This is a genomic window from Rhodobium orientis (assembly GCF_003258835.1).
Lineage (GTDB): Bacteria > Pseudomonadota > Alphaproteobacteria > Rhizobiales > Rhodobiaceae > Rhodobium > Rhodobium orientis.
In genome coordinates, this window is sequence record NZ_NPEV01000084.1 from 1 (window position 1) to 12,244 (window position 12,244).

The window sequence follows — 12,244 nt, forward strand, 5'->3', positions numbered from 1 at the left end:
CACAGCCAAAACCGCCGCCAACCAACCCCAACCAGATGTCCCTCGACCTCGCCCCAATCTAAACCGGACAGTAGTGGGCTTGACCCGGCAATCCATAGGGCCTTTCAATTCAAACCGTTAGGCTAGAATATGCCGCGAGTCATCATGGACCACCGTGTCAAGCACGGTGGTGACGCGGAGTGTGCGAGACGCTGGGAGCATAAGCCTCCCTGGCCGAAAAGCAGTGGGCTAACCCCGCCTCAGCTCCAGCCGCCCCTCTTGGTCTTGTAGAAAATGTGCCGGCCGATGCGCTGCTTGCGGATCATGCGGCGGGCCCAGCGCGGACGCACATAGGTGGCGTGGTAATGGGTCGAGGCGCCGACGTTCTTCAGCCAGTGCTTTCCGGCGGTGATCTCGCGGGCGATCTTCTGGGCCTTGGCCCAGGCGCTCTGGCTGCGGATGCGCTCGCGCTTGCCGTCGCAGGCAAAGGAGAACTGGCAGCGGTTGCGGCGGTGCTTGTTCTGGTAGACGACGCCGCAGATGGTCCCCGGATAGGTCGGGTTCTTGACCCGGTTGAGCACCACCTGGGCGACCGCGACCTGGCCCTTCCAGGGCTCGCCGCGGGCCTCGAAATAGATCGCCTCGGCGAGGCACTTCTGCTGCGTGTTGGTGATCACGCTGGCCGGCAGGGAATTCGATGCCCACCAGTGGGAATCCGACTTGTCGACTTCGGCCGCATCGGGATCGAGAGAGCCGGTCTTCGGCTTGCCGCCGAACAGGGCGTTGAACGGCGCTTCCAGGTCGCCGGAATTGTCGGGCGCATAGGCGTTGACCAGCGACAGGCTGGCGGCGGCGACACCGCGGGCGATGAAGATGCGGTCGTCGGCCTTTCTCGCCTCAGGCGTCGGGGCCGCGCCGTCGGCATCGGCGACCGCCGTCGTTGGCTCTTCGGCCTCGAACGGGGCCGGCTTGACGAAGGCGACGCGCGGCATTTCCGTGCCGGTGTCGAAGGTGACGAGGCTCGACATGGTGACCAGCGAGCCGGCCGCCATCTCGCCCGGCTGCGGGTCCGGCATGCGCGTCGACAGGCGGTCGCCCTTGCGGGCGCGGTTGATGCGGTCGCGGTCGGGGGCGATTGTCTCTGGCTCGGCGACCTCGCCGACCGGGCGGCTGGCGACGCGCATGGCGCCATCGCGGCCGCCGCTGATGGCGATGCTGCCCGTGATCTCCGGCCCTGCATTGGCGTAAGTATAGGTCGGCGGCAGGGTCGTGCCGTCCGTCGGCTCAAGAATATGGGCAGTCCAGCGCAACGCTTCGCGGTCTTCGACGCCGATCTCGCTGACCGCGTCCTGAAACGCCACCTCGATCGGCATGATGAAGACGAAAACGCCGGCGAGAAGAAGGGACGCGACGCCATCGACGACCGGCCGGGTCCGCTTTCGATTAAGTAGTCGAGCCATCCGCCCCAACTCTGAACTTCATCGGCGTTAACAACGCCCGCCGATACGCAAGGGTTATGCGTCGTGCACTCTGCAAATCACAACGCAAGGACCATTTGATCGTCGATTAACCTTGCGGATCGGTTAATGAGCCCGGTCGTTTTTTATTTTTCGCGTTTACAAAAGGTAAATCTCTGGCGCCGACCCAGCGTTTGTCTTGGTCGCCGAGTCGCGCCAAGCCCCTTTAGGCCCGGCGAAAGGGGCCGAAATGGGGGCGGTAGCTGAATACTTTGGTTAACGAGGAAGAGTTGGGGCAGTCAGAGACTCGCCAGCGCGGCCTTCAGTGCATCGCTCGCCGTCTTGATGGCCGCGAAAGGCCGGGCCTCGGCATCGGGCAGGTCGACCTTCGTGACCAGCTTCGCGCCGACCGTGCCGAAGCGGCTTTTGAGGGCCTGGTCGAGCCATTGCCGGTTCTGGCGTGCCCGGCGTGTGGCGAGGTGACCGGCGCTCGAAAGGTGCGCGCGGTGGCTGTCGAGGGCATCGCTGAGGCCATCGAGGCCGGTGCCGGTCGCGGCCGAGACGGCGACCACGGGCGCCTTCCAGCTTGCGTCCTCGCCGAGTGCCAGGGTCAGCGCCCCTTCCACGTCGGCGACGGCGCGGCGCGCGGCCTGATCCATATCCGCCTTGGTGACGGCGACGACGTCCGGCAGTTCCATGACGCCGGCCTTCATGAATTGCAGGGAGTCGCCCGAACCCGGCTGGATGCACAGGAGGATGGTGTCGGCAACGAGGGCGATATCGGCCTCCGACTGGCCGATGCCGACGGATTCCACGATCACCCGGTCGAACACGGCGCGCATCAATGCCGCGGCGCCGACGGCGTGGTCGGAGAGGCCGCCGAGGCGGTCGCGGGCGGCCATGGAGCGCACGAAGACGTTGGTGTCTTCCGGGTCGGTCTTCAGGCGCGTGCGGTCGCCGAGGAGCGCCCCCTGGCTGATCCGCGAGGACGGGTCGACGGCGATGACGCCGACGCTCTCGCCAGCCTTGCGCCAGCGTTTCAGCAATGTGTCGGTGAGGGTCGACTTGCCGACGCCGGGCGGTCCGGTGAGGCCGAGGACATGGCCTCGCGGATCGGCGACGGCGGCATCGAGGAGGCTGGCGACGGCATCGGAGCCATCGCCGGTCTCGATGGCGGCCAGTGCGCGGGCGAGCGCCGGCTTGCCGCCCTGTCGTATCGCATCAAGATCGAGGACGGGCGCTGCCATCAGACAGCGCCCGCCGCGAGCATGAGCCCGACCACGCGGGCGATGCCGAAGCTGATGCCGGTGACGAAGACGGCGGCAATCAGGTGCGGACCCGATATGCCGCCGCCGGCAAAGACCTCGGTCAACAGATAGGCGACGATGCCGGCACCGATCGCCAGCACCATGCCGACGACGCCCGGGCGCGAGGCCAGGACGCCGACGGCAATCCATGCGCCGTACCACATGACGAGGACGAGGATGCGGGCCATTCGGGTCCGCGTCAGTCCGTCGAGTGGCCGGCGTCCTCCGCCGACAGGGCGGCCTGGGCCGCGGCGAGCCGGGCGATCGGCACGCGGAACGGCGAACAGGAGACGTAGTTGAGGCCGACCTTCTCGCAGAAGTGGATCGAGGCCGGATCGCCGCCATGCTCGCCGCAGATGCCGAGCTTGATGTCGGGACGGGTCGCGCGGCCGCGTTCCGCGGCAATGGCGACCAGTTCGCCGACGCCCTCGGCGTCGAGGGTCACGAACGGATCCTGCTCGAAGATGCCCTTCTGCTGGTAGGTGCCGATGAACGACGCGGCGTCGTCACGGGAGATGCCGAAGGTGGTCTGCGTCAGGTCGTTGGTGCCGAAGGAGAAGAACTCCGCCGAATTGGCGATGTCGCCCGCCCTCAGCGCCGCCCGCGGCAGCTCGATCATGGTACCGACATGGTACTGGATCTCGACGCCGGTATCTTCCGACACGGCCTTGGCCATGGCATCGATGCGGTCCTTGACCAGATCGAGCTCGGCCTTGGTGGCGACCAGCGGCACCATCACCTCCGGGATGACATGGGCGCCGGCTTTCTTGCCGGCTTCCACGGCGGCCTCGAAGATGGCGCGTGCCTGCATCTCGGCGATCTCCGGATAGGAGACGGCGAGACGGCAACCGCGATGGCCGAGCATCGGGTTGAACTCGGCGAGCGACTCCGACCGCTCGCGCAGCTTCTCGCGGTCGACGCCCATCACCTTGGCGACCTCGGCGATCTCTGCGTCCGTGTGCGGCAGGAACTCGTGCAGCGGCGGATCGAGCAGGCGGATGGTCACCGGCAGGCCGTGCATGATCTCGAACAGCTCGGCAAAGTCGCCGCGCTGCATCGGCAGCAGCTTGGCCAGCGCCGCCCGGCGTCCCTCCTCGGTGTCCGACAGGATCATCTCGCGAACGGCGATGATGCGGTCGGCCTCAAAGAACATGTGCTCGGTGCGGCAAAGGCCAATTCCCTCGGCGCCGAAATTGACGGCGGTGCGGGCGTCGGCCGGGGTCTCGGCGTTGGTGCGCACCTTCATGCGGCGCAGTGCGTCGGCCCATTCCATCAGCTTGCCGAAGTCGCCGGAGAGTTCCGGCTGCAGCATCGGAACCTCGCCGTCGAGAACTTCGCCGGTGGTGCCGTCGACGGTGACGATGGCGCCCTTCTGGAAGGTGCGGCCGGCAGACGTCATGGTCTGCTTGACGTAGTCGACGCGGATCGCGCCGGCGCCGGACACGCAGGGCGTGCCCATGCCGCGGGCGACGACGGCCGCGTGGCTGGTCATGCCGCCGCGGGTGGTCAGGATGGCTTCCGCGGCGTGCATGCCGTGGATGTCTTCCGGGCTGGTCTCGACGCGAACGAGGATGACCTTGTGGCCCTTGCCGGCCATCGCCTCGGCCTCGTCGGCGGTGAAGACGATCTCGCCGGAAGCGGCGCCCGGAGAAGCCGGCAGGCCGGAGCCGATGACGTGGCGTTCGGCGTTCGGGTCGATGGTCGGATGCAGCAACTGGTCGAGGGAGCCCGGCTCGATCCGGCCGATCGCCTCTTCCTTGGTGATCATGCCCTCGTCGGCCATGTCGACCGCGACCTTCAGCGCCGCCTTGGCGGTGCGCTTGCCGTTGCGGGTCTGCAGCATCCACAGCTTGCCGCGTTCGATGGTGAACTCGACGTCCTGCATGTCGCGGTAGTGCTTCTCAAGCTTGGTGCAGATGCCGGCGAATTCCTTGAACGCCTCGGGCATCACCTCTTCCAGCGCCGGCGCGTCGACGCCGGAGGCCTCGCGGGCGGCCCTGGTCAGGTGCTGCGGGGTGCGGATGCCGGCGACCACGTCTTCGCCCTGGGCGTTGACGAGGAACTCGCCGTAAAGGGCGTTTTCGCCGGTCGACGGGTTGCGGGTGAAGGCAACGCCGGTGGCCGAACTGTCACCCATATTGCCGAACACCATGGCCTGGATGTTGACGGCGGTGCCCCAGGCGGCCGGCAGGTTGTGCAGGCGCCGGTAGGTGATCGCGCGCTGGTTCATCCACGACCCGAAGACGGCGCCGATGGCGCCCCAGATCTGGTCCATCGGATCCTGCGGGAAGGGCTTGCCGAGTTCGGCCTCGACCAGCTTCTTGTAGCGGTCGATGACTTCCAGCCAGGCGTCCGGATCGAGGTCGGTGTCGAGGGTGTAGTTGCGGGCGTCCTTGATCTCTTCAAGGACCTCTTCGAAATTCTCGTGGCCGACGCCGAGGACGACGTCGGAATACATCTGGATGAAGCGCCGGTAGCTGTCGAGGGCGAAGCGGCGGTCGCCGGCTTCCTCGCCAAGGGCTTCGACGGTGGCGTCGCTGAGGCCGAGATTGAGGACTGTGTCCATCATGCCGGGCATGGAGGCGCGGGCGCCGGAACGCACCGAGACCAGGAGCGGACGCTTGTCGTCGCCGAAATCGCGACCGGTCAGCTTGGCCATGTGCTCAAGCGCGGCGGTTACCTGGTCCTTCAAGTCGTCCGGGAAGGTGCGGTCGTTGGCGTAGTAGTGGGTGCAGACCTCGGTGGTGATGGTGAAGCCCGGCGGAACCGGTATGCCGAGATTCGACATCTCCGCCAGATTTGCGCCCTTGCCGCCGAGCAGGTTGCGCATTTCGGCGGCGCCTTCCGCCGTGCCGTCACCGAAGGTGTAGACCCATTTGGTCATGACGCGTCCTTCCTTTTGCAGTCAACCGGTTGGGAGGGGGCAGGGTCGGGTGTCCCTGCCGGTCCGGTTTCATGGTCTGAGTGGCAAATCACCCGGTCGCAATGCACCCATTGAACGCACACCGCAAGGTGACTTATCCGCATAGCATCAAATTACCGCGGGCGGATTGGCGCGTGCCCTCTGGACACGGGATTCAGCGGCTGAAATCCGCCGTTTTTATGCCCGTTCTTGCGCTTCCGCGTCCCCGTCCGGCAGCCTGCGCGCTCCTCCCTTGGCGCCTTCCACCGGCATATGCCGCTAGCGCGGCGATACACGCGCATTGGCGTGCACGGTTTTGTTACATGATTTTGCCGACAATCTCGACGATTGATGTGACAGGTTTTCGTCATTCGATTTTCCGGGGACATGGTGGAGGGCACATTCCGGCCGCAAACCGGCGCCGCGGGAGGCGGTGACGACAGCCCGGCCCGCACAGGATTCCGCCGTTTTCGCCCGTTCGGCGGCAAAACCGGTCCGGCAGGTCCCGCGCCTTGCAGGACGTCGGCAAAACGGCCATTCTTGCGGGCGACCAGATTCTGCCGGCCGGACCCGTGCCTTGCCGGCCCGACAGACCTCAGCAGCAGAACTCAGCAGCGACACGCCCATGACATTGCTCGACCGCCCGACCCTGCCGCATCTGCCGCGCCTTGCAGCGGCATTCCTGACCGCCGCGGCGCTCGCCGGCACGATCCTTCACGGCCCGGCCGCGGCCAGCGCCCAGACGATGCCGAGCTTCCTGCTCGAAGCCTATCCGCCCTCTCTCTCCGGCAGCTACCTGGCAGCCCGGCACGCCGAACAGCTCCGCGACGTCGACAAGGCGATCGAGTTCTATCGCGAGGCGCTGGCCGGCGATCCGGACAACAAGGAATTCCTCGACCGCACCTTTGAACTGCTCCTGTCCGCCGGCGAGGTGGCGGAAGCGGCCGAGATCGCCGACCGTCTGGTGACCATCGACAAGAACAACCGGATGGCGCAGCTCGTCCTCGGCATCAAGGCGCACAAGGAGCGCTCCTTCGACAAGGCGCGCAAGCACTACGAGGCGATCGCCAAGCAGGGTCCGCTGGCCGAACTCTCCTCAGCGCTCTTGACCGCTTGGGCGATGCAGGGCGCCGGCGACACCAACGGCGCCATCGCCTTCCTCGACGACTACGGCAAGGACCGCAGCACGGCGGTGTTCGCGCAGTATCACTCCGGGCTGATCGCCGGGCTCGCCGGGCGCAAGGAGGAGGCGGTCAAGCGCATCAAGGTCGCCTATGAGAACGATCCGACGGCGCTTCGCATCGTCGATGCCTATGTCCGCAGCCTGATCCGGATCGGCCGGCTCGACGACGCCAAGAAGGTGGTCGCCGATTTCGAAGAGACGGTGCCGAGCCACCCGCTGCTGACCCGCACGCTGGAGATCGCCGAAAGCGGCAAGCAGCCGGCGCCGGTGATCCGCGACGTGCAGGCGGGCGGCGGCGAAGTGCTGTACTGGCTCGGCTCGGCAATCGGCCGCGACGGCTTCCTCGACCTCGCCATCGTTTATCTGCAGCTTGCGAAATACATGGACCCGAAGGCGGAGCTCGCGACGGTCGCGCTGGCTACGCTCTACGAGCGCCAGAAGCGCTACGAGCAGGCGATCGAGACCTATCTCACCATCGATCCGGGTTCGCCCCTGAAGCGCGGCGCGGAGATCCAGGTCGGCCTCAACTATTCGGCCCTCGACAAGATCGACGAGGCGCGGGCGCATCTCATCAAGCTGGTCGACGACGACCCGGCGGACCTGGACGCCGTGCGCGCGCTCGGCAACGTGCTCCGGCGCCGCAAGCTGTTCCTTGAGGCCGCCGACATCTACAGCCGCGGCATCGCCACCATCGACAAGCCCCGCAAGGAGCACTGGGCGATGTTCTACTATCGCGCCATCTGCTACGAGCAGTCGAAGCTCTGGGCGAAGGCCGAGTCCGACCTGATGAAGGCGCTGGACCTGTCGCCGAACGAGCCGGATGCGCTCAACTATCTCGGCTATTCCTGGATCGATCAGGGCCTGCACCTCGACCGGGCGATGGAGATGATCCGCAAGGCCGTGGAACTCAGGCCGAACGACGGCTACATCGTCGACAGCCTGGGCTGGGCTTATTACCGGCTCGGCAACTACGACGAGGCGGTGCGCCATCTGGAACGGGCCGTGGAGCTCAGGGCCGTCGATCCGATCATCAACGACCATCTCGGCGACGCCTACTGGATGGTCGGCAGGAAGCTGGAGGCGCAGTTCCAGTGGAGCCACGCCCGCGACCTCGATCCGACGCCGGAGACGCTCGACCAGATCAAGCGCAAACTCGCCGACGGCCTCAACAGCGAAGGCAAGATCCCGGTCGCCAAGAACCCGGCGAAAGCGGACAAGGACGGCTGATCGACCGGTCGCATCGGCTCTTCCGGTCGCATTGACGGGCGGGCGGCGGGCCGGTCTATTGGCCTCCCCTTTTCCTGTCGATGTTCCCCGCCATGATCGCAGAAGCGGCATCCGCCAAGATCAACCTCGCGCTCCACGTCACCGGACGACGCGACGACGGCTATCACCTGCTCGACACCCTCGTCGCCTTTGCCGATATCGGCGACCGGCTGACGGTCGAGACGGCGGCCGCCGGCGCCGGCATCAGCCTGGAAATCACCGGTCCCTTCGCCAAAGGTCTTTCCGGCGCGGACGACAATCTCGTGCTCGCCGCCGCGCGAACACTCGAGGCTGTCGCCGCGAAGCGCGGCAAGCTCGTGCCGCCGGCGCGGCTTTCCCTTGAAAAGAACCTGCCGGTCGCTTCCGGGATCGGCGGCGGTTCGGCCGATGCGGCGGCGACGCTGCGCGCCCTCAACCGGCTCTGGGGCCTCGACCTTTCCGCCGAGGCGCTCGCCGAGCTCTCCGCCCCGCTCGGCGCGGACGTGCCGATGTGCGTCGTCGGCCACCCGCTGCGCGCCACGGGGATCGGCACGGACCTTCACCCCTTTGCCGCCTTTGCCGGCGCTGACGCCTTACTCGTCAATCCGGGGGTGAGCGTTTCGACGCCGGCGGTCTTCAAGGCGCTGACAGCGCGCGACAATGCCGGGATCGGCGCCGTGCCGGACCTTTCCGACCGCGAGGCCCTCATCGCCTTCGTCGCCACCTGTCGCAACGATCTGGAGGCAACGGCGGCGAAGCTTGCCCCTGCCATCGCCGATGCGCTTGCCGCCGTCGACAATACCGCGCCGCTCTTGACGCGGATGTCGGGCTCGGGCGCGACCGTCTTCGGGCTCTACGACAGCGCCGAAGCAGCGAAGCGGGCGGCCGAAGCCATCGCCGCCGAGCATCCCGAATGGTGGGTGATGCCGACCAAACTCATGCCGGCGGTCTGAGGCCTACTCCGCCGGTTCCTCGGCGAATTTTCGCTGTTTTTCCTCCGACAGCAGCCATCCGAACAGCGGCACCGCGATGCCGGCGCCGACAAACTGGGCGACAATGAAAGCGGGCATGTGCTCCGGAGCGATGCCGGAAAAAGTGTCTGTGAAGGAGCGCGCCACCGTCACCGCCGGATTGGCGAAGGACGTCGAGGCCGTGAACCAGTAGGCCGCGGTGATGTAGAGCCCGACGGCGGCGGGCACCGCGGCGGGGCGAAACCGGACGGTCGCCAGGATCGTCGCCACGAGGCCGAAGGTGGCGATCGCCTCCGAGCCCCATTGGGCCGGGCCGGTGCGAAAATGCGCCGAGACCTGGACGATCGGCAGTTCGAACATGAAGTGGGCGGCTGCCGCGCCGGCAAGGGCGCCGGCGACCTGGGCAACGACGAAGAGGCCCCCTTCCCGCGAACCGATCTCGCCGCGCAAGAAAAAGGCGAAGGTGACGGCCGGGTTGAAATGGGCGCCGGAGACCTGCCCGAACATGGTGATCAGGACGAAGAGGATGGCGCCGGTCGGGATGGTGTTGCCGAGGAGCGCCACGGCAACGTTCCCGCCGGCGAGCCGCTCGGCCATGATGCCGGAGCCGACGACGGTGGCGAGCAGAAACGCCGTCCCCAGAAACTCCGCGGCAAGCCGCTGTCGCTGCGAAAACGCCATGGTCAGGCCCCGGCCGGCTCGGTGTCGACTGCGCCGATGGCATCGAGCTTCTTCTTCAGCGTCAGGCCGTCGAGGCTGGTGATCGGCAGGTTGACGAAGATCGAGATGCGGTGGGCGAGCATCCGGTAGGCATCGGCAAAGGCGTAGCGCCGCTCCGCCTCCGTGCCTTCGGCCGCCGCCGGATCGGGCACGCCCCAATGGGCCGACATGGGCTGGCCGGGCCAGACCGGACAGACTTCCGAGGCGGCGTTGTCGCAGACGGTAAAGACGAAATCCATCTGCGGCGCGTCCGGCGCGGCAAAGACGTCCCAGCTCTTGGAGCCGAAATGGTCGGTCGTGTAGCCCAGCTTCTTCAGGAGGTCGATGGCGAAGGGATGCACCTCGCCCTTCGGCTGGCTGCCGGCGGAAAAGGCCTGGAAGCGCCCGGCGCCCTCGCGGCCGAGGATTGCCTCGGCGAGGATCGAGCGCGCGGAATTGCCGGTGCACAGGAACAGCACGTTGTAGGTTTTTTCCGTCATTTCCGGGTCCCCCCCTGGCGTTGGTTCATCGCGTTTTCCGGTCCGAACCGAAGGTTCGCCAAAACGCTCTTTTTTCAGGTGAGCCGCGCGTCAGCACGTCTCCTCAATCAGCCCGGCAAGCGGCCCGCAGACTTGCGGATTACCGCCGCAACAGTCGCGCATCAGGTAGGCCAACAGCCCCTGCATGGCGTCCAGTTCCGCCGCGTAGCGGATCACCCTGCCCGCCCGCTCGGCCTTCACCAGCCCGGCATTCGCGAGAATGCCGAGATGGGACGACAGGGTGTTCGGCATGACGCCAAGCTTCTCGGCAATCGCCCCTGCCGCCATGCCCTCCGGCCCGGCCTTCACCAGCAGCCGGTAGACATCGATCCGGGTTTCCTGCGCCAACGCCGACAGGGCGTTCAGGGCCTTTTGTTTTTCCATATTTCGAGAATAGTCGAATTATCGAAATGACGCAAGAGGGTTCTGGATTGGGGATGAGAAGGGCCGTGGGGGAAGGCGGTCCGGTCGTGCGGTCTGCGTTTGTCCCTGAACACGTGCCGCGCTCGCGCTCCTTGTTTTGCCGCGAGGTCCTCGTCCAAAAAACCTGCCCGTTTCCGGGAAGCGCTTCAGGCGCAGTCGGAGAAATCGAGGATCGGTTTTTGCGCGCCGGGCCGCCCGGCTTCGGCAATCGCCTGGCGCCATTGCCGGGCGGGAAAGATACGCGCCTGCGGCAACTCCATGCCGGCGAGGAGCGGCCAGATGCCGGCGAAGGCATCGGCCATGCCGCCCGAAGCGGCCGAGACGAGATGGTCGCGCATGTGGAACCGGCAAAAGGACGCCTGGGGCTCGTCCGGCGGCAAGACGGGCTCTCTGGTCAACAGGCCGTAGCCGACGAATGTCGACCCGTTCGGCATCAGGCCGAGTATCCGCGACGCGACCGGACCGCCGAGCGCATCGAAGGTCACGTCGGCCTTGCCCGCCGCTTCGGCAACGCGTGGGCCGTCGTCCATCGATACCGGCACTATGCCAAGGGCGCGCATCCGCGGCACGCGGCTCTTTGAGCGGTAGATGCCGATAACGCTTTCGGCGCCCTGCCGGAGCGCCCAGTGGCCGAGATAGTCGGCACAGCTCGACCCGGCGCCGCTCAACAGCACCGTCCTGCCGCGCACCGGCCAGAGCCGGAGCATGGTGAACGCGGCGAGCGGATTGATGTAGGCGCGGGCGGCGATCACGTCGGGAACGGCGTCGGGGACCTCCACGGCATCGCCCCCGGCGCAATCCACGAGCGTCTGCCAGGTGCCCTCGCCGCGAAGCGGAAGCACGCGCTTTCCGACCATATGGGAAAATCCGGGCGCGGCCTCGATCACGCGGCCCACCCCCTCGTAGCCGGCGACGGCCGGGAGCGCGATCCGATGGGAATAGGCACCGGAAATCGGGATGAGGTCGGAGGGGTTCACCGGCGCATACCGCATCGCCACCCGCAGGTTTCCCGGCATGAGGTCGGACACCCCGGTCTCGACAAGGCGAAGGGTCGAAAGGGGCGGACCGAAGCTGCTGTAGACGAAAGACAGGCGGGTGCGTGGGGACGCAATCGAGGAGGTCATGCACCCGCGTTATCGCCTGTTTCGCATGGCGGCAATGGGGTTATGAGCGAAAACCGGCTTTCGGGAAGTGAAGGCACCCAAATTGCCGCGGGCGGAGAGGTCGGGTGAGGAAAGGCGGGCGCCTCCCCTCATCCGTAATGCCGGGCGTTACGGCCCCCGGCCCGCTCGACGGGCTGCGTCCTTACCCTCGCGGGCGTTCGCGGCGCGCGACGATTCACTGGATCGTCGCATCGGCGCTATGCGCCGACCGCTGCTTTTCCGGCCCGCTCGACGGGCTGCGCCCTTACCCTCGCGGGCGTTCGCGGCGCGCGACGATTCACTGGATCGTCGCGTCGGCGCTTTGCGCCGACCGCGGCTTTGCCGGCCCGCTCGACGAGCTGCGCCCTTACCCTCGCGGGCGTTCGCGGCTCGCGAC

10 protein-coding genes are annotated in these 12,244 nt (G+C 66.9%); 2 read left to right on the forward strand and 8 right to left on the reverse strand.

Translation table 11 applies throughout. The features are described from left to right. Window positions 1-239: 239 nt before the first annotated feature. From CH339_RS22800 to ppdK, 4 genes are all read right to left on the reverse strand, one after another. Window positions 240-1,439, reverse strand: a complete 1,200-nt coding sequence (locus CH339_RS22800; protein ID WP_244669026.1) for a cell wall hydrolase — start codon at window positions 1,437-1,439, stop codon at window positions 240-242. 296 nt (window positions 1,440-1,735) lie between these two features. Beyond that, window positions 1,736-2,683 (reverse strand): ArgK/MeaB family GTPase, encoded by a 948-nt coding sequence (locus CH339_RS22805; RefSeq protein WP_111436712.1) that lies wholly within the window; start codon window positions 2,681-2,683, stop codon window positions 1,736-1,738. Continuing rightward, on the reverse strand, window positions 2,683-2,931 hold the full coding sequence (locus CH339_RS22810) for a hypothetical protein (protein WP_111436713.1): 249 nt from the start codon (window positions 2,929-2,931) through the stop codon (window positions 2,683-2,685). The genes CH339_RS22805 and CH339_RS22810 overlap by 1 nt, the downstream gene beginning before the upstream one ends. An 11-nt stretch (window positions 2,932-2,942) precedes the next feature. Further along, complete coding sequence (ppdK, locus tag CH339_RS22815) at window positions 2,943-5,627, reverse strand: pyruvate, phosphate dikinase (protein ID WP_111436714.1); 2,685 nt, start codon at window positions 5,625-5,627, stop codon at window positions 2,943-2,945. 643 nt (window positions 5,628-6,270) lie between these two features. Here ppdK and CH339_RS22820 point away from each other — a divergent pair. After that, complete coding sequence (locus tag CH339_RS22820; protein ID WP_111436715.1) at window positions 6,271-8,055, forward strand: tetratricopeptide repeat protein; 1,785 nt, start codon at window positions 6,271-6,273, stop codon at window positions 8,053-8,055. 92 nt (window positions 8,056-8,147) lie between these two features. Further along, window positions 8,148-9,026 carry a 4-(cytidine 5'-diphospho)-2-C-methyl-D-erythritol kinase gene (locus CH339_RS22825; protein ID WP_111436716.1) on the forward strand — a complete coding sequence of 293 codons (879 nt, stop codon included), beginning with the start codon at window positions 8,148-8,150 and terminating at the stop codon, window positions 9,024-9,026. A 3-nt stretch (window positions 9,027-9,029) separates the two neighbouring features. Here CH339_RS22825 and CH339_RS22830 read toward each other — a convergent pair whose 3' ends face one another. From CH339_RS22830 to CH339_RS22845, 4 genes are all read right to left on the reverse strand, one after another. Continuing rightward, entirely contained in the window at window positions 9,030-9,725 is a 696-nt protein-coding gene (locus tag CH339_RS22830) for an aquaporin (protein ID WP_111436717.1), read from the reverse strand. A gap of 2 nt (window positions 9,726-9,727) precedes the next feature. Continuing rightward, complete coding sequence (locus CH339_RS22835) at window positions 9,728-10,243, reverse strand: arsenate reductase ArsC (protein WP_111436718.1); 516 nt, start codon at window positions 10,241-10,243, stop codon at window positions 9,728-9,730. Window positions 10,244-10,333: 90 nt separating this feature from the next. Further along, window positions 10,334-10,666, reverse strand: a complete 333-nt coding sequence (locus CH339_RS22840; protein ID WP_111436719.1) for an ArsR/SmtB family transcription factor — start codon at window positions 10,664-10,666, stop codon at window positions 10,334-10,336. A 185-nt stretch (window positions 10,667-10,851) separates the two neighbouring features. Continuing rightward, window positions 10,852-11,829, reverse strand: a complete 978-nt coding sequence (locus tag CH339_RS22845; protein ID WP_201240929.1) for a zinc-dependent alcohol dehydrogenase family protein — start codon at window positions 11,827-11,829, stop codon at window positions 10,852-10,854. Window positions 11,830-12,244: the final 415 nt, after the last annotated feature.